General features: G+C 75.4%; 18 protein-coding genes and 1 pseudogene. 10 read left to right on the forward strand and 9 right to left on the reverse strand.

Annotated elements, in window-relative coordinates; genetic code table 11:
* Window positions 1-159: 159 nt before the first annotated feature.
* Window positions 160-348 (forward strand): hypothetical protein, encoded by a 189-nt coding sequence (locus Ae150APs1_RS09680; RefSeq protein ID WP_075297064.1) that lies wholly within the window; start codon window positions 160-162, stop codon window positions 346-348.
* A 32-nt stretch (window positions 349-380) separates the two neighbouring features.
* On the opposite strand, the gene Ae150APs1_RS09685 is transcribed toward Ae150APs1_RS09680, so the two are convergent.
* Window positions 381-1,511, reverse strand: coding sequence for a cystathionine gamma-lyase (locus tag Ae150APs1_RS09685; protein WP_075297066.1), 1,131 nt, complete (start codon window positions 1,509-1,511; stop codon window positions 381-383).
* A gap of 155 nt (window positions 1,512-1,666) precedes the next feature.
* Between Ae150APs1_RS09685 and Ae150APs1_RS09690 the strand changes: the two genes are divergently transcribed.
* Window positions 1,667-2,905, forward strand: a complete 1,239-nt coding sequence (locus Ae150APs1_RS09690) for a DDE-type integrase/transposase/recombinase (protein WP_249266236.1) — start codon at window positions 1,667-1,669, stop codon at window positions 2,903-2,905.
* A gap of 75 nt (window positions 2,906-2,980) precedes the next feature.
* Here Ae150APs1_RS09690 and Ae150APs1_RS09695 read toward each other — a convergent pair whose 3' ends face one another.
* Complete coding sequence (locus Ae150APs1_RS09695) at window positions 2,981-4,030, reverse strand: NAD(P)H-dependent glycerol-3-phosphate dehydrogenase (RefSeq protein ID WP_083680038.1); 1,050 nt, start codon at window positions 4,028-4,030, stop codon at window positions 2,981-2,983.
* Window positions 4,027-4,749, reverse strand: a complete 723-nt coding sequence (locus Ae150APs1_RS09700) for a lysophospholipid acyltransferase family protein (RefSeq protein WP_010241175.1) — start codon at window positions 4,747-4,749, stop codon at window positions 4,027-4,029. The genes Ae150APs1_RS09695 and Ae150APs1_RS09700 overlap by 4 nt, the downstream gene beginning before the upstream one ends.
* A gap of 151 nt (window positions 4,750-4,900) precedes the next feature.
* On the opposite strand from Ae150APs1_RS09700, the gene cofC reads away from it, so the two are divergent.
* From cofC to Ae150APs1_RS34280, 6 genes are all read left to right on the forward strand, one after another.
* A complete protein-coding gene (cofC, locus tag Ae150APs1_RS09705) occupies window positions 4,901-5,650 on the forward strand; it encodes a 2-phospho-L-lactate guanylyltransferase (protein ID WP_075297068.1) in 750 nt (249 codons plus the stop codon).
* 193 nt (window positions 5,651-5,843) lie between these two features.
* The gene (locus Ae150APs1_RS09710; RefSeq protein WP_075301916.1) at window positions 5,844-8,102 is read left to right on the forward strand and encodes an RNA degradosome polyphosphate kinase; all 2,259 of its coding nucleotides are present in this window, start codon (window positions 5,844-5,846) and stop codon (window positions 8,100-8,102) included.
* Window positions 8,102-9,049, forward strand: a complete 948-nt coding sequence (locus Ae150APs1_RS09715) for a bifunctional NUDIX hydrolase/histidine phosphatase family protein (RefSeq protein WP_083680040.1) — start codon at window positions 8,102-8,104, stop codon at window positions 9,047-9,049. Before Ae150APs1_RS09710 ends, Ae150APs1_RS09715 begins: the two co-directional genes overlap by 1 nt.
* A 77-nt stretch (window positions 9,050-9,126) precedes the next feature.
* On the forward strand, window positions 9,127-10,194 hold the full coding sequence (locus tag Ae150APs1_RS09720; protein ID WP_249266281.1) for a glycosyltransferase: 1,068 nt from the start codon (window positions 9,127-9,129) through the stop codon (window positions 10,192-10,194).
* Window positions 10,191-11,123, forward strand: coding sequence for a glycosyl hydrolase (locus Ae150APs1_RS09725; RefSeq protein ID WP_212567193.1), 933 nt, complete (start codon window positions 10,191-10,193; stop codon window positions 11,121-11,123). Before Ae150APs1_RS09720 ends, Ae150APs1_RS09725 begins: the two co-directional genes overlap by 4 nt.
* A complete protein-coding gene (locus Ae150APs1_RS34280) occupies window positions 11,090-11,212 on the forward strand; it encodes a hypothetical protein (protein ID WP_256385580.1) in 123 nt (40 codons plus the stop codon). Before Ae150APs1_RS09725 ends, Ae150APs1_RS34280 begins: the two co-directional genes overlap by 34 nt.
* Before the next feature lie 30 nt (window positions 11,213-11,242).
* On the opposite strand, the pseudogene Ae150APs1_RS09730 reads toward Ae150APs1_RS34280, so the two are convergent.
* Window positions 11,243-11,725: pseudogene (locus tag Ae150APs1_RS09730) on the reverse strand (GNAT family N-acetyltransferase); the annotation flags it as partial.
* A 286-nt stretch (window positions 11,726-12,011) separates the two neighbouring features.
* Here Ae150APs1_RS09730 and Ae150APs1_RS33480 point away from each other — a divergent pair.
* Complete coding sequence (locus Ae150APs1_RS33480; RefSeq protein ID WP_075297074.1) at window positions 12,012-12,266, forward strand: hypothetical protein; 255 nt, start codon at window positions 12,012-12,014, stop codon at window positions 12,264-12,266.
* Window positions 12,267-12,472: 206 nt separating this feature from the next.
* Here Ae150APs1_RS33480 and Ae150APs1_RS09740 read toward each other — a convergent pair whose 3' ends face one another.
* Entirely contained in the window at window positions 12,473-13,339 is an 867-nt protein-coding gene (locus Ae150APs1_RS09740) for a cytochrome P450 (protein WP_212567194.1), read from the reverse strand.
* Between the two features lie 101 nt (window positions 13,340-13,440).
* On the opposite strand from Ae150APs1_RS09740, the gene Ae150APs1_RS34285 reads away from it, so the two are divergent.
* Window positions 13,441-13,566, forward strand: coding sequence for a hypothetical protein (locus Ae150APs1_RS34285; RefSeq protein WP_256385581.1), 126 nt, complete (start codon window positions 13,441-13,443; stop codon window positions 13,564-13,566).
* Window positions 13,567-13,744: 178 nt separating this feature from the next.
* On the opposite strand, the gene Ae150APs1_RS09745 is transcribed toward Ae150APs1_RS34285, so the two are convergent.
* Genes Ae150APs1_RS09745 through Ae150APs1_RS09760 form a run of 4 tightly spaced genes read right to left on the reverse strand, consistent with a single transcriptional unit; the run spans window position 13,745 to window position 19,324 of the window.
* Complete coding sequence (locus Ae150APs1_RS09745; RefSeq protein ID WP_075297076.1) at window positions 13,745-14,521, reverse strand: Wzz/FepE/Etk N-terminal domain-containing protein; 777 nt, start codon at window positions 14,519-14,521, stop codon at window positions 13,745-13,747.
* Entirely contained in the window at window positions 14,518-15,651 is a 1,134-nt protein-coding gene (locus tag Ae150APs1_RS09750; protein ID WP_075297078.1) for a glycosyltransferase, read from the reverse strand. Before Ae150APs1_RS09750 ends, Ae150APs1_RS09745 begins: the two co-directional genes overlap by 4 nt.
* Complete coding sequence (locus tag Ae150APs1_RS09755) at window positions 15,648-16,343, reverse strand: polysaccharide deacetylase family protein (RefSeq protein ID WP_075297080.1); 696 nt, start codon at window positions 16,341-16,343, stop codon at window positions 15,648-15,650. Before Ae150APs1_RS09755 ends, Ae150APs1_RS09750 begins: the two co-directional genes overlap by 4 nt.
* Window positions 16,343-19,324 (reverse strand): lipid II flippase MurJ, encoded by a 2,982-nt coding sequence (locus tag Ae150APs1_RS09760; RefSeq protein ID WP_139316856.1) that lies wholly within the window; start codon window positions 19,322-19,324, stop codon window positions 16,343-16,345. Before Ae150APs1_RS09760 ends, Ae150APs1_RS09755 begins: the two co-directional genes overlap by 1 nt.
* Window positions 19,325-19,399: the final 75 nt, after the last annotated feature.

Here is a 19,399-nt window from a genome sequence, read left to right on the forward strand (position 1 = left end):
GGACCAGGGCGGCCCTCGTATCCCTGTCCGCGGCCCGCGTCAGACCCCGAGCGACCCGGGTCACACCGCCGTAACCAGCGGAAACGCTTGCTTCACCGGGGGCGTGGAGTCCGCCACAGCCGCGTGTGGCGACACCGTGTCGGCGGTTATACACGGCATATGGACGAGAACACGGTCGACGACAGGACGACGGCGCGCGACTCCGCCTGCACCTGCTGCGGCCGCCGCGGCGCCCGCGAGCGCCTGCAGGTCACCGGGCCCGGCGCGCCACACTTCATCGCGGTGTGCCCCTACTGCGACCTGCAGCCCGCCGAGCTCCAGGGCTGGTTGGGCGACCAGCGCCCGTGAGTGGTTGAGTCGGCCCCAGCCGCTTTTTCCACTCACGAGGCGCGAAGCGCCCCCAGGATGTCGGCGACCAGGTCGTCGGTGTCCTCGATCCCGCACGACAGCCGGACCAGGCCGTCGGGGACGGCGTCGCCCCAGCGGGCGCGCCGGTCGGCGGCGGTCCGGGTGCCGCCGAAGCTGGTCGCCGAGTCGACGAGCGTGGTGCGGTCCAGGAACTCCGACACCGCGTGCACGTCGGGCAGGGTGAACCGCAGGACGCCGTTCCAGCGCCGCATCTGACGCGATGCCGGCGCGTGCGACGGGTCGTCGGCCAGACCGGGCCAGCGGACGTCGGACACCGCGACGGTGCCCGCCGCCGCTGCCTCGCGCAGCGCCACCGCCACCGCGCGGGCGTTCTCCGCCTGCCGGGCGAGCCGCAGGTCGAGGGTGGCCAGGCCGCGCAGCGCCAGCCAGGTCTCCATCGGCCCGGCGATCGCGCCTCCGCGGGTCCGGAAGCCGCGGATCCGCTCCGCATGCACCGGACCGGCCGTGCTGACGTGCCCGACGAGCAGGTCGCCGTGCCCGGACAGCGCCTTCGTGTCGGACGCGACGACGACGTCGGCCCCCAGGTCGAGCGGCCGCTGCCCGAGCGGCGTCGCTGTGGTGTTGTCGACGGCGACGACCGCGCCGGCCGCGTGCCCGGCCTCGGCGATAGCGGTGATGTCGCAGACCTCCAGCCCCGGGTTCGACGGCGTCTCCAGCAGCACCAGCCCGGGCCGGTGCTCGGCGATCGCGGTCGCCCAGTCCCCCGCCGTCGGGCAGTACGCGACCGGCACCCCGAGCGGGGCGAGCTCCTCGTCGGCGAGCGCCCGGGCGACGTAGTAGCCGTCGGCGGGCAGCAGCACGCCACGGTCGGTGGAGGCGAAGGCGCGCAGCACCGCCGCGATCGCGGCCATGCCGGACGGGAAGACCGTGCAGGCACCGCCGTCGAGATCACCGACGACGGCCTCGTACTCCCGCCAGGTCGGGTTGTCGGCGCGGGCGTAGAAGTCCGTCCCGGACTCCGCCTGCTCCGGACGCCCGAGATGGAAGGTGCTGGTCAGAACCGGTCCACGATGGACCGGCTCACCCACCCCGTGCTCGCCGTGCCCGCCGCCCCGAACGCACCTGGTGCCGTCGCCGCTCATCGCTGGTGACCCTACGCTCGTGAGTGGTTGTGTCGGTCCTGACCGCGTGCCTGTTCTCAGGACATCCGACACAGTTGATGTCTCGGCACATCGAGGACACTGAGTAGCCCGCTGGCCGGGTTGGTCGATCCTGGTGATCGGCCAGCCTGGTCCAGGTGGGTGGAACAGGGTTCGAGATGGATCCCGACCGCGTCGCGGCGGTCGCCCGGGCCGCCGCCGGGCAAGAGATCAACATCGCTCGGGTGTGCCGAGAACTCGGCGTGTCCCGGTCGGTGTTCTATCGCAAGCTGTCCCGTTTCCGAGACCAGGGCAGCACCGGTCTGGCACCGCGTTCACGTGCTCCGCACACCCGTCCCAGCGCGGTGGCCGAACACGTGGCCGAGGCGGTGGTGCGGGCCCGCAAAGAACTCGCCGACCAGGGCTGGGACCACGGAGCCCAGACCATCCGCTGGCGGCTGCTCGACGCGGCCCGCCCCGGCAGCAGCCCCGGCAGCGGCCCTGGCAGTAGCGGCGGCAGCGGCCCGGCACTCGAGCAGGCCGAGGTCCCGTCGCGGGCCACGATCCACCGGCTGCTGGCCGACCGCGGCCAGATCACCCCGCAACCACGTAAACGACCCCGCCGCAGCACGCACCGGTTCGTCCACCCGGCCCCGAACGCGGTCTGGCAGATCGACGGCGCCCGGACCGTACTGGCCGATGGCCGGCGCGCCACGGTGGTGCAGGTCATCGACGACCACTCCCGGCTCGACATCGCCTGCCACGCCGCGAGCAGCGAGAACGGCGAGGCCGCCTGGGCCGCGCTCAGCGCCGGCTTCGCCCGCTACGGCCACCCGGCCTGCGTGCTCTCCGACAACGGCACCGCCTTCTCCGGCCGGCGCCGCCAGTGGCCCCTGGTCGACCTCGAACGCCGCCTGGCCGCGCTGGGCATCACCACCATCGTGTCCTCGATCGGACACCCACAGACCTGCGGGAAGAACGAACGCGCCCACCAGACCCTGCAACGCTGGCTCGCCGCCCGACCCACCCCGGCCACCCTGACCGAACTCCAGAACCTGCTCGAGACCTACCGGCAGGGCTACAACCACCGCCGCCACCAAAGCCTCGACGGCGACACCCCGCACCAGCGTTTCCACACCCGCGAACCCGCCCGACCGGCCGGACCCGCACCCCGCATCGCCGGACACCTCACCCGCACCGTCTCCGAGACCGGAGTCATCAGCTTCTCCGGAACCTCGATCGGTCTGGGCCGCCGCCACGCCGGCACCACCGCGGAGGTGTTCTGGCAAGGCGACCGCGTCACCATCCTCATCGACGACGCGGTCGCCGCCAGCCTTACCCTCGATCGCAGCGTCCGCTACCAGCGGACCACCAGCAAACCGTCCACGATGTGCTGAGACAGATCTGTCTTAGATGTGCTGAGACACGACACGTGGTCCGGACCGCGATAACCACTCACGGGCGCGAAGCGCCTACTCAGGCTTCGGCGCCCGCGAGATGAGCTCCTTGGCCATCTGCCGGGCGGTCATCCCCTCGTGGCACACCCGGCGCACCGCGTCGGCGATCGGGAGCTCGACGCCGTTGCGCTCCCCCAGCTCGCAGATCGACAGGCAGGACTTCACGCCCTCGGCGACCTGGCCGTGGTTGGCGCGCTCGGCCTCGCCGAGGCTCGCTCCGCGGCCCAGCTGCTCGCCGAAGGTCCGGTTGCGCGACAGCGGCGAGCTGCAGGTCGCCACCAGGTCGCCCATCCCGGCCAGCCCGGCGAACGTCAGCGGGGAGGCACCGAGCGCCATCCCGAGCCGGGACATCTCGGCGAGCCCGCGGGTGATCAGCGACGCCCGCGAGTTGTCGCCGAGCCCCATCCCGGACGCGACGCCGACGGCCAGCGCGATCACGTTCTTGCCTGCCCCGCCGAGCTCGGCGCCGATCACGTCGGTGTTGGTGTAGGCGCGGAAGTAGCCGGTCGCGCAGGCGGTCTGCAGGGCCACCGCGCGCTCGTGGTCCGGGCAGGCGATGACGGTCGCGGTCGGCTCCTCGTGCGCGATCTCCGCGGCCAGGTTCGGCCCGGAGACGACGGCGAGGCGGTCGGCGCCGACGCCGGTGACGTCGTCGATCACCTCGGTCATCCGCTTCAGCGTCCCCAGCTCGACGCCCTTGGCCAGGCTGGTGATCGTGACGCCGTCCGGGATGAGCCCCCGCCAGTGTTCGAGGTTCGACCGCAGCGACTGCGACGGGACCGCGAGGACCACGGCGTCGGCGTCGTGCAGGGCCTCGGCGGGGTCGTGGGTCGCGGACAGCTTCGCGGGCAGCTCGATCTCGGGCAGGTAGTCCGGGTTGCGGCGCCCAGAGTTGATCGCGTCCGCGACCTCGGCGCGGCGGGCCCACAGCCGGACCTCGCGGCCGGCGTCGCCGAGGACCTTCGCGAACGCGGTGCCCCAGCTGCCGGCGCCGAGCACGGCGACCCGCTGGACGTCGTGCACCGGCTCGTTGACCGGGCACTCCCCGAACGGCGGCGCGCTCACCGGCCGGCCTCCTTGCCCGAACCGCTGGGCCGGTAGAACTCCTCCGGGGCGGTCTCGGCGCGCACGTCGGCCAGCAGGTCACGCACCCGGCTCATGATCAGGTCGGTCACCTCGCGCAGCACGACGGCGTCGAGCGGGCGCCCGCGGTACGCCGACAGGTCCACCGGTTCCCCGGCCCGGAGCACCAGCTCGGTGCGGGGCAGCGGGCGGAACCGCTTGCCGTAGTGGTCGTACACCTCCCGGGTGCCCCAGTGCACCATCGGCACCACCGGCACGTCGGAGGCCAGCGCCATCCGGGCGACGCCGGTGCGCGACCGCATCGGCCAGCCCTCCGGGTCCCGGGTGATGGTGCCCTCCGGGTAGATGATGACGATCTTGCCGTCGGCCAGGGCCTGCGTCCCGGCGGACAGGCTCTGCTGGGCGTCGGCGGTGTCCCGGAACACCGGGATCTGCCCGCTGCCGCGCAGGATCGACCCCAGCACCGGGACGTCCCACAGGCTGTTCTTCGCCATGAACCGCGGGACCCGGCGCGCGGTGTGCACGAACAGCGCCGTGTGGATCGGGTCCAGGTACGAGATGTGGTTGCCGACCAGCAGTGCCCCGCCGGTCGACGGCAGGTGCTCGCGGCCCTGGTAGCGCTGCCGCCCCGTCAGCCACCCCACCGGGTAGAAGACCGTGGCGGCGAGCCCGACCCAGAATCCGCCCTTCTCGCGGGCCACCGGCGGCCTCCTCCCACCCGCAGCGTGGCGGGGTCGTCAGCGGTCCCCGGACCACAGCCGATCCGGATCTCTGGTGCAGAAGTCTCCCCACATCGGGCGGCCCGGGTAAACCCACCCCCGGAACGGGTCCGGGTGGTGCGACGATGGGCCGGTGACCCTGCGGGTGGACCTGGTCGTCCCGGTGAAGCCGCTGCCGAAGGCCAAGACCCGGCTGCGCGGCGCCGCGGACGGCGGTGTCGGCGACCTCGACGCGCACCTGCGGCTCGCGCTCGCGCTGGCCCGCGACACCGTGCGGGCCGCCGTGTCGGCCGCAGCCGTGCGGGAGGTCCTCGTCATCTCCTCCGACCCGGCCGTCGCGGTGGAGGTCGGCGCGCTCGGGGTCGAGGTCGTCACCGACCCGGGCCGCGGGCTCAACGGCGCGCTGCGGCACGGCGCGGCCCTGCTCCGGTCCCGCGACGACGGGGCCGCGATCGGTGCGCTGCAGGCCGACCTTCCGGCGCTGCGGCCCGCCGAGCTCGACGACGCCGTCACCGCCGCCGCGGCCCTGTACGCCGACGGTGCACGGCGGGTGTTCCAGCCCGACGAGCCCGGAACCGGCACCACCCTGCTGCTGGCCGCCCCCGGCGTGCGTCTCGAGCCGCACTTCGGCGGCGCTTCGGCGGCGGCGCACCGGGCGTCGGGGGCGGTGGTCCTGCCGGGCGACCGCCCCGGCCTGCGCCGCGACGTCGACACCGCCGCCGACCTCGACGCGGCGGTCGCCCTGGGCGTGGGCTCCTGGACGCGTGCGGTACTCGGTCACCGGAGGCGCACGCCCGGCGGCGGCCCCGCCACCAGGGCCGGGACGGCGCCGGAACCACCCGGCCGTCACCCGGACGGGCCGCTCCCCTGCCCGAAGGTGTGACGCATCCGTCGGCCACGCCACCTGGAATTCATCTTCGTCGTCCGGTGTGTGGTTGGCCGCCACGACGACGGTACGAAACAATCGCCGGGTGAGTGACGACTCGGCAGCCCCGACCGGACGGAACGGCGCCTCCTCCTCGGGTGCCCGGCCCCGCCCCGGGGGCCGGCGCGCTCCACGCCCGGCCTCGCGCCGGGTGCACACCACCGCGCGCACCGTCGCCGAGCAGAAGGCGCCCGGTCCCGAGATCCCGGTCCAGCAGGTCCAGGCCACGCCACCCGGGCCGCCGGCCCCGCCGACACCGGTCCCGGGCCAGGGAGCATCGCTGATCGCGCCCCCCGCCGGCGCGACCGCACCGGCGCTGCCCGATCCCCTGCCCGAGGACCGGTACCTCAACCGCGAGCTGTCGTGGCTGGACTTCAACGCCCGGGTGCTCGCGCTCGCCGAGGACTCCAGCCAGCCCCTGCTGGAGCGCGCCAAGTTCCTCGCGATCTTCGCGTCGAACCTCGACGAGTTCTACATGGTCCGGGTCGCCGGGCTGAAGCGCCGCGACGAGACCGGGTTGTCGGTGCGCAGCGCCGACGGGCTCACCCCGCGCCAGCAGCTCGCCCGGATCGCCGAGCGCAGCCGCGCGCTGTCCCGGGCGCACGCCGAGGTCTTCATGGACGAGCTGCGCCCCGAGCTGGACTCGGCGGGCGTGCACATCCGGGCCTGGGACGACCTGACCGACGCGGAGCGGCTGCGCCTGTCGGACTACTTCTCCGAGTCGGTGTTCCCGGTCCTCACCCCGCTCGCGGTGGACCCGGCGCACCCGTTCCCCTACATCTCCGGACTGTCGCTCAACCTGGCGGTGACCGTCCGCGACCCCGAGGGCCGCACCGAGCGGTTCGCCCGCGTGAAGGTGCCGAACAACGTGCCCCGCCTGGTCACGGTCGACCCGCCGGACACCGACACCCGCGCCGGGAACCGGCAGGTCACCTTCCTGCCGATCGAGGACCTCATCTCCGCGCACCTCGGGGACCTGTTCACCGGCATGGAGGTCACCGAGGTCCACCCGTTCCGGGTCACGCGCAACGCGGACCTGGAGGTCGAGGAGGACCGCGACAAGGACCTGCTGCAGGCCCTCGAACGCGAGCTGGCGCGCCGCCGGTTCGGGCCGCCGGTGCGGCTCGAGGTGCTCGACACGATGTCCGAGCACGTGCTGGAGCTCCTGCTGCGCGAGCTCGACGTCGACCCGAACGACGTCGTCACCGTCCCCGGGCTGCTGGACCTCACCGGGCTGTGGCAGGTGCACGGGGTGAACCGCCCCGACCTGAAGGACGAGCCGTTCCGCCCGGCCACCCACCCGGCGTTCGCCGAGCGGGAGACCCCGCGCAGCGTGTTCGCGACCCTCCGCGACGGCGACGTGCTGGTGCACCACCCCTACGACTCGTTCTCGACGTCGGTGCAGCGGTTCATCGAGCAGGCCGCCGCCGACCCGAACGTGCTCGCGATCAAGCAGACGCTGTACCGGACCTCCGGCGACTCCCCGATCGTCAACGCGCTGATCGACGCCGCCGAGGCCGGCAAGCAGGTCGTCGCACTGGTCGAGATCAAGGCCCGGTTCGACGAGCAGGCCAACATCCGCTGGGCCCGCCAGCTGGAGAAGGCCGGCGTGCACGTCGTCTACGGGCTCGTGGGCCTCAAGACGCACTGCAAGACCTGCCTGGTCGTGCGCCAGGAGGGCTCGGAGATCCGCCGCTACTGCCACATCGGCACCGGCAACTACAACCCGAAGACGGCGCGGCTCTACGAGGACGTCGGCGTGCTCACCGCCGACCCGACGATCGGCGCCGACCTCACCGACCTGTTCAACTCGCTCACCGGCTACTCGCGCCAGACCTCGTACCGGAGCCTGCTCGTCGCCCCCTACGGCATCCGCCGCGGCATCGTCCGCCGGATCGACGACGAGATCGAGGCGCACCGCTCCGGAGAGACCGCGCGGGTCCAGATCAAGGCGAACTCACTGGTCGACGAGGCGATCATCGACGCGTGCTACCGGGCGTCGCAGGCCGGGGTGCCGGTCGACATCGTGGTGCGCGGCATCTGCGCGATCGTCCCCGGGCGGCCGGGGCTGAGCGAGAACATCACCGTCCGCTCGATCCTCGGCCCGTTCCTGGAGCACTCCCGGGTGCTGCACTTCGAGGCCGCCGACGAGTACTGGATCGGCTCGGCGGACATGATGCACCGCAACCTCGACCGGCGGGTCGAGGTGATGCTGCGGGTGGCCGACCCGAAGCTCGCCGACCAGCTCGGCGCCATGTTCGACTCCTGCCTCGATCCCGCCACCCGCTGCTGGACGCTGGGGCCGGACGGGTCCTGGTCACCGTCGCCGGCGGCCGGGTCGGACAACGTCCGGGTCCGCGACCACCAGATCGAGATGATGAACTCGCGGCGCGGGTCGGACGAGGACTGATGGGGCTGTACGGCGCCCTGTACACCGGTGGGGCCGAGGCCGACCCGGCCGGGCTCACCGACGTCGTCGCAGCCGAGACGGTGCCCTACCGGCTGGCCGCGGACGGCTCGCTGGAGTTCGCGCTCGTCCACCGCCCCCGCTACGACGACTGGTCCCTGCCCAAGGGCCACCAGGACCCGGGCGAGGCACTGACGCTGACCGCGCTGCGCGAGACCGCCGAGGAGGCGCACCTCGGGTGCCGGCTCGGCGGGCGGCTCGGGCACACGACGTACACGGTGCCGGGGAAGGGCCGCAAGGTCGTGCACTACTGGGCGGCCGAGGTGGTCGACGACCAGGGGTTCACCGCCACCGACGGGACCGACGAGCTGCGCTGGGCCGGGGCGGCCGAGGCGTCCGGGCTCGTCGAGCACGAGCACGACCGGACGCTGATCGCCCGCCTCTCCGACGCCGGGGTGCCGACGTCGACGGTGCTGTTCGTGCGGCACGCGAAGGCGGGCAGCCGCTCGGCCTGGGAGGGGGACGACGACCTCCGCCCGCTCTCGGGGACCGGCCACACCCAGGCGGACCGGCTGGCGTCGTTCCTGCCCCGGTTCGGTGCGGACCGGGCGTACACGGCGCCGCCGCTGCGCTGCGGGGAGACCATCGCGCCGCTGGTGGAGCGGAGCGGGCTCGGCGAGCCGGGCGTCGAGCCGCTGCTCGGCGAGCACGACTACTGGACGGACCCGCCGGCCGGGCTGGCCCGCTTCCGCGAGCTCGCGGCGCTGCCGGGGGTGACGCTTCTCAGCAGCCAGGGCGGGGTGATCCCGGACGTCGTCGAGCAGCTGCTGGACGGTTCGGGCGCCGGGCACGGCGACGTGCCGTCGCACAAGGCGAGCACCTGGGTCCTCGGCTTCGGCACCGGTGGGGCGCTCCTGTTCGCGGACTACTACCGCCGCCCGCCGGGCTGAGAGCGCTAGGCTCGGTCCTCCGGTAGAGCGCGTCGCCTGCACACCGGGGAGGGGGACGGCCCGTGCGGGTCCTCCACGTGAGCCAGCCCGTCGACGCGGGCGTCGCCCAGCTGTGCGTCAGCCAGCGTGAGCAGGGCTGGGACCCCCGGGTGGCCTGCCCGGACGGTCCGCTCGCCGCGCGGATGACCGGGGCGGGGATCGCCGTGGGCACGTGGTGCGCCGGGCGCTCCCCCGGCCCGGCGACGCTCGCGGAGACCCGCGCGCTGGCCGGGCTGATCCGGGCACACGATCCCGACGTGGCGCACCTGCACAGCTCCAAGGCCGGGCTGGCCGGACGGCTCGCGCTGCGCGGCCGCCGTCCGACGCTGTTCCAGCCGCACGCCTGGTCGTTCGCGGCGGTCAACGGGACGGCCGGTTCCGCCGCCCGCCGCTGGGAGCGCTTCGGGGCCCGGTGGACCCACCGGCTGCTGTGCGTCAGCGACGACGAGCTCGCGGCCGGGCGCGCCGCCGGCGTCGCCGGCCCGGCGGTGACGGTGCCGAACGGCGTCGACACCGACCGGTTCCGGCCGTCGTCGCGGGCGGCCGCGCGGGCGGCGCTCGGCCTGCCCGCCGACGCCCGGATCGTGCTGTGCCTCGGGCGCACCGCCGAGCAGAAGGGCCAGGACCTGCTGCTGCACGCCTGGCCGTCGGTGCGGTCCCGGCACCCGGACGCGCGCCTGGTGCTCGTCGGGGACGGTCCCCGCCGGGCGGCGTGGCAGTCCGGCTGCAGCGATCCGACGGTGCTGTGGCGCGACACCGCGGGCGATCCCGCGCCCTGGTACGCGGCCGCCGACGTCGTCGCGCTGCCGTCGCGCTGGGAGGGCATGCCGCTGGTCGCGCTCGAGGCGATGTCCGCGGGACGGCCGGTCGTCGGGTTCGACGTCGCGGGGCTGCGGGAGGCCGTCGGCCCGGACGCCGGCGAGGTCGTCGCACCGGGCGACGTCGGCGCGCTCGCCGCCGCGCTCGGGCACCGGCTTGGCCCGGACGGGCGCGCGGCCCGGGAGGGCGACGCCGGACGGGCCCGGGTACTGGAACGGTTCGACGTCCGCGTCATGACGGCCGCGGTCGCCGCCCTGACGACCGAGGTCTGTGAGGAGAGCCGATGAGCCTGGGTCGCCGGAGGGCGTGGTCCGCCGTCCTGCTCGCCGGGGTGCTGGTGCTCGCCGGATGCACCGCGGCCCCGGAGCCGCCACCGGCGCCGGTGGTCCCGCCGCCCCCGGTCGGCGGCGGACCGCCGGCCCCCGGTTCCGACGGGCTCCCCCGGCAGGCGTTCGGCGCCTTCCTCGGCTCCGACTCCTCCGGGGTGGAGGCGATCGGCGGATTCGAGCAGTTCCTCGGCCGCCCCACGACGGTCGGGCACACCTACCTGCCCGGCGAGACCTGGGAGGGGATCGAGGGCCCGGAGCAGATCCTCGGGCCGTGGTCGCGCTGGAAGGCCGAGCACCCCGGCGACCTGTTCGTGCTCAATGTGCCGATGGCCGCCCCCAACGAGGCCGAGGTCGGCGACGACGAGGTCGCGGCCCTGCTGCGCCGCGGCGCGGCCGGCGAGTACGACCGGCACTACGCCGAGCTCGCCCGCCGGCTCGTCGACCGCGGCCTGCAGGACGCGGTGCTGCTGCCGGGCTGGGAGATGAACGGCGACACCTACACCCACCGCTGCGAACCCGCCCCGGAGGCGTGGAAGCAGTACTACCGGCGCGTCGTCGACGTGCTGCGGGCGCAGCCCGGGCAGCGTTTCCGCTTCGACTTCACCCCGAGCCGGGGCGTCGACGCGATCTCGTGGCCGCAGTGCTACCCGGGCGACGACGTCGTCGACATCATCGGGATGGACACCTACGACCAGCCGCCCGGCGCGAGCTGGGAGGAGTACGTCGGCCAGCAGGACGGGCTCGGCGACCAGGCACGGTTCGCCGCCGAGCACGGCAAGCCGGTGTCGTTCCCGGAGTGGGGCTGTTCCGCTACGGCGACAACGCGCAGTACGTCCGGGACCTGCACGCCTGGATGGCGTCCCAGGACACCGTCTACAGCACCCTGACCGACTACTGCCCGCACGGGGTGTACCGGTGCACGCAGAACCCGCAGGCGGCCGACGCGGTGCGGGAGCTGTTCGGCACCACCCGCTGAGGCCGGCCCCCACACCCGTTCCGGCCGCGCTCAGCGACCCGCGGACCGGCCCCGCAGGAGCAGCCGCGGGTTGCGGGCGGTGCGGCGGGCCGCCGCGACGGCCGCGCGCACCGCGGGCAGCCGCTCCCGCACCACGTCCCGCCCGCGCGCCGCCGCCCGCACGACGACGGCGTAGCCGAGCCCGCGCGGGTCCCCCGGCCGGACGAGCAGCAGCCGGTCGTTGCGCGCCGGCTCCGCCCGCCAGCCCGACTTGTACTCCTCCCGGCCCCGCAGCAGGCCGAACCGCGCGGCACCGCGGTCCACGGCCTCCCGCAACGCCGTGCGGGTGAGCATGGTGGTCACGTTGACCCGGCCGTACAGCCCGGGATCGGCGCCGTAGAGGTAGCCGCCGACCTGCTCTGCGTCGATCAGCAGCAGGCTGGAGGCGACCAGCTCGCCGCCGGCGCGGTACTCGTGCAGGGCCGCCCGCCCGACGGCCGCCATCGCGGTCACGGAGCGGGTGAGGTGCCCGGCGAACCGGGGCCGCCCGTGCTGGGGGGGTCATCCCGCCCCGCGCGCGCCACTGCCTGCGGTGCAGCTCCAGCAGCCGCCCGACGGCCGCGGGCAGCTCGTCGACCGGCACCCGGCGCTCCGTCACCCCGGCCGCGTCCACCCGGCGCAGTGCGCGGCGCACGTCGGCCCGCATCGACGACGACAGCGACCCGACCAGGTCCTCGATCGGCGCGGCGGGCAGCGACGAGCACACCGACGCGGGGGTGCTCAGGCAGCGGCCCGGCCAGCCCCCGGCGAGGTCGCGGGCGTGCCCGCCGGCGGCGACCTCGGGCAGGTCGAGCACCGACCAGCCGGGCTCGGCGAGCAGGGCCCCGCGCAGCGCCGCCGCCGCGCCCGGGACGGCCGGATCGACGAGCACGTCCGACCAGTCCGAGATCCCGGCCCCGACCGGGACCAGGACCGCCCCCCCCCCGCCCGCACCGTGCGGGTCAGTGCCGCCCCGGCCACCGCGCGGCCGTCGCGCCGGACGACGACCAGCCGCAGCGCACCGGGCCTGCCGTAGGACCGCCACCAGGACTCCAGCCACTCCACGCTCTGGAAGACCCCGGCCGTCGGGCACCGCCGGTGCAACGCGTCCCACTCGGCGCCCAGCGCGGCGAACGCGCCGTCGTCGCGGCGGACGACCCGGTCGAACCCCGGCGTGTGGGTGGCTCTCGTGGACGGGCTGCTCGTCATCGGTGCTCCCGGAGGTCGGTGGGGTGGGGACGGTCAGCGGTCGACCGTGAAGGGCAGCCGCCGGATCCGGTGGTCGAAGCTGGACGGCACGGTCTCCGCCGGGCCCGTGGTGCGGATGCCGGGCGCCCGTTCGAGAAGCTCGCGGAACAGCGTCCGCAGCTCGCGGCGCGCGAGGTGGGCGCCGAGGCAGTAGTGCGGCCCGGTGCCGCCGAAGGCGAGGTGCGGATTCGGCCGGCGGGTGATGTCGAAGCGGTCCGGGTCGGTGAAGACGGCCTCGTCGCGGTTCGCCGACGCGTAGAACAGCACCACCCGGGCACCGGCCGGGAGCGGCGTCCCGCCCAGCTCGGTGTCGCCCGCGACGTTCCGCCGGAATTGCACGATCGGGGTGGAGACCCGCAGGATCTCCTCGACCGCGCCGTCGAGGTGCCGGTCGAGGTCGGACAGCAGCAGCGCGCGCTGGTCGGGGTGCTCCGACAGCAGCCGCACCCCGTGCGCGACGGCGTTGCGGCTCGTCTCGATCCCGGCCACCAGCAGCAGCGAGAAGAACGCCCCGAGCCGGCGCCCGTCGAGCCGGTCACCGCCCACCTCGGCGGAGACCAGGTCGGAGACGAGGTCACCGGCGGGCCGGGCGCGACGGTCCCGCCCGATCCGGCGCACCAGCAGGTGCAGCCGCACCAGGGCGGCGAGGTTGCGGCCGGGGACCCGCAGCCGCCTGCGCCCGGCGCCCTCGACGCCGATGAGCTCGGTGGAGCCGTCGACCTGCGTGAGGACCCACCCGCGGCGTTCCGGCGGGATCCCCATCATCTCGCAGATCACGTGGGTGGGGACCGGAGCCGCGATCGTGGACACGACGTCCCCGGAGCCGCGGGCCAGCACGTCGTCGACGACGGTCCGGGCCACCCGGGAGATCGACTCCTCGATGAGCGCGACCCGCCGGGGGGGTGAAGGCCCGCTGGACGATCCGGCGCAGCTCGGTGTGCCGGTCCCCGTCGAGGTTGACCATGGAGTCGCCGAACACCGCACGCACCCAGGCGGGCGGCGGCGGGGTCGTCACGCTCGGCTCGCTGGCGAACAGCTGCGGCGACGTGCTCGCCGTCATCACGTCGGCGTGCCGGACGACCGCGTAGAACCCCTCGTCGCGGCCGTGGCCGGGCACGAAGCGCGGTCCGCCCGCGGCGCGGAGCCGGGCAAACGCGTCCGCCCGCTCCTGTTCGGGCAGCGCCCAGAACGCCGGGTCGGCGACGTCGTCGGCCGGTCGGCCGCGCAGCGGGGACGACGGCCCCGCATCCGTGTGCCGCACCTCCGTCACCGCCGGGGGGTGGGCGAGGGGGCCGCCCCGTTGCGTTCCGCCCGCTCCGGGGTGGGGACCGGGCGGGTCGTGTCGCCCGTGTCCGCGACGGGACCGGGCGCCGGGCCGAGTGCCTGGCCGGGTGCCGGGCCGAGTGCCGGACCGGGCGCCGGTTCCGGGGGCCACGGCCGGTCGTTGCGGCGCTGCCACGGGACGCCCGGCCCGCCGTCGCGACGACGGGTGGCGGGGCCGCCGAGCAGCAGCAGGCCGCCGAGCAGGAACCCGGCGGCCCCGCCGACCGCGACGTCGACGGTCAGGTCGGGCGAGATCTGCTGGTCCGGCGGCACCCCCGGGCTCAGGACGAGCAGCCGGACCCCGGTGTCGCCGAGGCGTGTCCCCGCGGTGTCGACGATCGCCGCCGCGGCCGCGTTCACCATGTCCGCCGCCGCCACCGGGGTGGCCCCGGTGCCGGTGATCTCGATCATCGGGCTCTCCGGCGACGTGGAGGAGGCCAGCGAGTTCCGGGCCTCCTCGACGGTCGTCCCCGCGGCCTCGGCGGCGGAGGTCAGGATGCCCTGCTGGTCGATCAGCCGGCCGTACGCCTGCCCGAAGCTGACGTCGCGGCGGTCCCCGCCGGGCTGCAGCTCGGTCGCCACGACCAGCGCGGACGACCGGTACGTCGGTGGCGTCAGGTACGTGTAGAGCAGCCCGGCACCGGCGCCGAGCAGGACGAGCAGCACGACCAGCAGCCAGCGCGCGGCCAGCCGGTCGAGGTTCCGTCGGAAAGCGATCATCGGTTGCTCCTCGTTCCGCGTCCGGTCCGGACGCCGTGCCCGCGGCCCCCGCCGCGGACGAGTTCGTCGTAGAGGTCGTCGATCGTGCGGGCCGCCACGGCCGGGTCGAACCGGTCCAGCCCGGGCGGCGGCCGCCGCGCCCACGGCCCCCGCAGCAGCGCCGCGCGCAGCGCCGCGGTGAGCTCGTCGGTGCCCGGTCCGACGTGCACCGCGCCGGGCACGGGCGGGCCGCCCTCCAGCGCGGGGCACCGCACGTACACCGCCGGGAGGCCGGAGGCGAGGGCCTCCAGCACGGCCATGCCGAAGGTCTCCTCGGCCGACGGGGAGGCGAAGGCGTCCATCGCGCACAGCAGCGGAGCCGGCTCCGCCACCTCGCCGGGCAGGTGCACCCGGTGCGCGATCCCGAGGTGGGCGGCCCGGCGGAGCAGGCGGTCGCGTTCCGGCCCGGCACCGGCGACGACGACGTGCGCCCCGGGCAGGTGGGCGACGGCGTCGAGCAGCACCTCGAACCGCTTCCCCGGCACCAGCCGTCCGACCCCGCCGACGAGCGGCACGTCCGGCGGCACGCCCAGCCGGTCCCGTACCCGGCGCCGGGCGGCCGGGTCGAAGACGAACGTCTGCCGGTCGATCCCCAGCGGGACGACGACGGTGCGGTCCGCCCGCGTCCATCCGTCCGCGAGCAGGTCGGCGACCGGCCGGGACACCGCGACGGTGCGGTCGGTGCAGGCCGCACCGACCCGGTAGAGCAGCCGCACCCCGGGACGCGTGGTGGGCCGGCCCTCGATCCGGGTCCGGTTCAGCGAGTGCTCGGTGCTGACCACCGTGCGGACCCCGGCGAGCCGGGCGGCGAGCGCGCCGTAGAGCTGGGCCCGGAACAGGTGCGTGTGGACGACGTCCGGCCGCCGCGCCCGGATCCGGCCGACCAGGCCCACCGCGGCGAGCACGTCCCGGTTGCCGCGCATCCCGGCGCAGGACACCCGCACGCCCGTCCGGCACAGGGCCTCGGCGAGCACCCCCGGCTCGGACAGGGCCAGCACCTCGTTGTCGTGGCGGCTGTTCCCGACCAGCGTCCGGAGCCACTGCTCCGCCCCGCCCGCGTTCAGCCCGGTGATCACATGCAGCACCCTCATGACGACACCGCCACCCGTCCGGCGTGCCGGAGCCGCTTGGCGAGCAGCCGCGGCCCGGTGTCGCGCTGCCCCGCGTAGCTGCGGGGCAGCGCGTGGATCCCGGCCGCGGCCGACCCGCGCGGGTCGACCGCGCAGGCGTAGCGGTACCCGGCCCGGCGGACCGCCTCGACCTCGCGTCCGCCCAGCTCGCCGTAGGGGTAGGCGAACCCGTCGACCGGACGGCCGAGGACCAGCGACAACCGGTTCCGGCTCGTCCGGACCTCGTCGGCGAGCTCGTCGGGCTCCAGGAGCGGCAGGTGCCGGTGCCGCAGCCCGTGCGAGCCGACCTCCATGCCGGCGTCCTCGACCGCACGCAGCCCGGCGACGTCGAGCAACGGTCTCCGGTCACCGTCGGGGTCCCACTCGTTGTCCCGGCCGAACAGGCCGGCCAGCGCGAACACGGTGGCGGTGCAGCCGTGCGCCTGCAGCGCCGGGACCGCCTCGGTGAGGAAGTCGGCGTAGCCGTCGTCGAAGGTCAGCCCGACGACCCGGCCGCCGCTCGCCGCGAGGTCCCGGATGGGCCGTCCCCGCAGGCCCTGCGCACGCAGCGCCGCGAGCTGCGCGTCGAGCCGTTCCGGGGTGACGGTGAGCCGGTGCGGGTCGTCGCCGATCCGGCCGACGGAGTGGTACATGAGGATGAACGGGCGGCGCATCAGGTCCTCCTCGCCGGCCGGCGCCGGCGGACGGCGTGCACGAGCAGCGGGACGGACGCGGCGGCCGCGAGCACGACCACCCCGCCCACGGCCGCCTGGACGACGACGGGCAGCCCGGCCAGCGGACCGGAGACCAGGTATCCGGCGCCCGCCGCGGCCGCCGCGGCGGGCAGCCCGACGGCGGCGAGCCGCTCGTAGCCCGCCTGCCCCGGCGCCACCGGCAGCCTGCGGCCGGACCCGACGACCAGCAGCAGCGCGGTCAGCGAGATGCCGGCGGCGTTCGCGCCGGCGATCCCGGCCGCGCCGAACGGCCCGACCAGCAGGAACGTCGCACCGACGGTCACCGCCAGTCCGGCCCCCATCGCGACCGCCGGGAACCAGACCCGGCCGTCGAACGTGTAGTACGGCCGCACGAGCAGGTTCACCAGCGCCTGCCCGAGCAGCCCGAGGACGTAGACCCGCAGGATCGCGACGGTCGCCGCGGTGTCCGCGGCGGTGAACGCGCCCCGCTCGAACAGCGTCCCGACCACCGCCGGGCCGAAGATCCACAGGTAGACGGCGACGACCATCGCGACCGTGCCGATGGCCAGGACGTCGACCTCCATCCGGCGCCGGGCGTCGTCCCGCCGGCCGGCGGCCACGCTGCGCGCGAAGATCGGGAAGGTGACGGCGGCCGCCATGAAGGACAACGTGATCGGGATCTGGGCGACCTTCTGCGCGTAGTTCAGGTGCGAGATCGTGCCCTCGGCGAGCCCCGAACCGGCGAAGCGTTCGACGAACGTCTGCGCCTGCCGGGACAGCGTGTAGGCGACGACGGGCAGCACCGCGGCGAAGGTGAACAGCGTCGTGCGCCTGTGCAGCGAGAACGCCCGCATGCGGGGCAGCACCCGGCGGGCCGACGGCAGCTGCACCAGCACCATCAGTGCGGCACCGACCGAGATCCCGAGCGCCGCGCCGACCACCCCGAGGGACTCGCGGGTGAGCAGGACGGTGCCGACGATCCCGGCGTTGTAGGCCAGGTAGATGGCGGCGGGCGCCGCGAACCGGTGGTGCGTCCGCAGTGCCGCCGCGAGGTAGCCGGCCGCGCCGAGCAGCGGGATCGTGATCGCGACGACGCGCATGCAGAGCACCGCCAGCGCCGGGTCGGTCAGCCCCGGGGCGAGGACGGCGATCAGCCACGGCGCCCCCAGCCCGGTCACCGCCCCGAGCAGCGTGAGCGCCACGAGGACCACGGGCAGGGTGCTCTCGATCAGCTCGGCGACCGGGTCGGACATGCTCGGCACGCCCAGCAGGCGGGTGGTCCGGCGGCGCTCCTCGGCCGCCACCAGGGCCCGGCCGAACGCCGGGACCAGCACGAACGCCATCGCTCCCTCGATCAGCAGGGGCGCGAGGGTCTCCGGGACGGTCCAGGCGACCAGGAACGCGTCGGTCTCGCCGGTGGCGCCGAAGAAGGCGGCGACGAGGAGGTCGCGGACGAGCCCCAGGAGCGATCCGGCCGCGGCCAGGGCCGCCGAGAGCGCGGCGGCCCGCGCGACCGCGCGCCCGGAGTCGGGGTCCGGGGTGTCCGGGTTCTCCGGGCGCGGGGTTCCGGTCCGGGGTGGCACCGCGCCCGGCGGGCGGGGCGCGGGAACGGCGGGCCCGGACGGCGCGGGCCGCGCCCCGGGCACCCGGCCGTCGACCACCGCGGCGGCGACCGTTCCCGGCTCGGCCCTCCTCGGCCGGACCGCGCGCACCCGGGCCGTCCGCTCCGCGTCGGTCAGGGCCGGCGCCGTCCACCGGCCGAACACCCACCATCCCGCCAGCCCGATCACCGTCGAGGTGAGCAGGCTCGACGGGCCGCCGAGATCGCCGTAGGTGAACTGGACCGCCTGCCAGAGCATCAGCCCGGCCGTCGCCGCACCGATCCCCCGCACCGGTGCCGGGCACCGCCGGAGCACCACGACGGCGCCGACCGTCAGAACCAGCACCAGCGCGGCGAACGCACCGGCCCCCAGGATCCCCTGCTCGGACAGGACGAGCAGGTACTGGTTGTGCGGGGACAGCAGTGCCTGCCGGGCGAACCCGGACCCGGCCCCCTCGATGTCGCTGCCCGAGCTCAGACCGATCGGCGCGTGCCCGTCCCGGAACAGCGGGAAGGCCTTGATCCCGACCCCGGTCCACGGGTGGTCCCGCCAGATCGACAGCGCCGTCTCCCACAGGTCGTACCGGTCGGTGACCGACGAGTCCGGCGTCCCGACCGCACCGGTGATCGAGTCGAGCCGCTCGGCCAGCACCGCGGAGCCGATCCCGAAGCCGCCGACGAGCACCGTGGCCCAGGCCGGCGCGACGGCCAGCGACACCAGGAGCACCCGCCGCCCGGCCAGCGCCAGGACCAGCAGCACCGCGATCCCGGTGGCGATCCAGCTGCCGCGGCTCAGCGAGAGCCCCAGCGGCACCAGCAGGACGACCGACAACGCGATCCAGCAGGCCCGCTCCCGGCCCCGCGTCGTCGTCGCGAACGCCACGCAGGCCACCAGGCCGGTGCCGACCACCGCCGACATCGCGATGACGTCGCTCGCGCCGAAGGTGCCCACCGCGCGGATCGGCGCCCCGCCGAACGACGCGCCGTCGCCGGTGGCGACCTGCCACAGCCCGGACGCACCCTGCAGCGCCGCGATCCCGATCAGCGCCCCGACGACGAGCCGCGCGTCGCGGACGGACCGGATCGCCACGACGACGGCGAGCGGCACCAGCACGAACAGCTGGAGGTAGCGGACGAGCCCGACCAGGCTGCCCGTCGGGTCGTACGCGGTGAGCGTGGCGAGCGCCCCGCCCAGCAGCACACCCCCGAACAGCAGCACCAGTGGACGGGCGAGCGGCGGACCGGAGCGGACGTACGCCGTCGCGGCCACGCCCACGAGGACGACCGAGGCGAGGTCGCCGGGGCCGAAGGCGGATCCGCCGGCGTCGATCCGGAGCGGCACGCACAGCAACACCAGCATCGCCGCCACCAGGGGGGGCGGGCCGGTGCACGGCCGACGACCATCCGGTGGCGAGCGCGGCGAGCGGGACGAGCG

The organism is Pseudonocardia sp. Ae150A_Ps1 (genome assembly GCF_001932315.1).
In the GTDB taxonomy this organism is placed as follows: Bacteria; Actinomycetota; Actinomycetes; order Mycobacteriales; family Pseudonocardiaceae; genus Pseudonocardia.

Coding starts and splice junctions, on each gene's coding strand:
- Ae150APs1_RS09745 (WP_075297076.1), bottom strand. CDS start 14,521: ATGATCGCTTTCCGACGGAACCTCGACCGGCTGGCCGCGCGCTGGCTG.
- Ae150APs1_RS09760 (WP_139316856.1), bottom strand. CDS start 19,324: ATGCTGGTGTTGCTGTGCGTGCCGCTCCGGATCGACGCCGGCGGATCC.
- Ae150APs1_RS09685 (WP_075297066.1), bottom strand. CDS start 1,511: ATGAGCGGCGACGGCACCAGGTGCGTTCGGGGCGGCGGGCACGGCGAG.
- Ae150APs1_RS34285 (WP_256385581.1), top strand. CDS start 13,441: ATGGAGTCGCCGAACACCGCACGCACCCAGGCGGGCGGCGGCGGGGTC.
- Ae150APs1_RS09725 (WP_212567193.1), top strand. CDS start 10,191: ATGAGCCTGGGTCGCCGGAGGGCGTGGTCCGCCGTCCTGCTCGCCGGG.
- Ae150APs1_RS09750 (WP_075297078.1), bottom strand. CDS start 15,651: ATGAGGGTGCTGCATGTGATCACCGGGCTGAACGCGGGCGGGGCGGAG.
- Ae150APs1_RS09680 (WP_075297064.1), top strand. CDS start 160: ATGGACGAGAACACGGTCGACGACAGGACGACGGCGCGCGACTCCGCC.
- Ae150APs1_RS09715 (WP_083680040.1), top strand. CDS start 8,102: ATGGGGCTGTACGGCGCCCTGTACACCGGTGGGGCCGAGGCCGACCCG.
- Ae150APs1_RS34280 (WP_256385580.1), top strand. CDS start 11,090: ATGGCGTCCCAGGACACCGTCTACAGCACCCTGACCGACTACTGCCCG.
- Ae150APs1_RS09755 (WP_075297080.1), bottom strand. CDS start 16,343: ATGCGCCGCCCGTTCATCCTCATGTACCACTCCGTCGGCCGGATCGGC.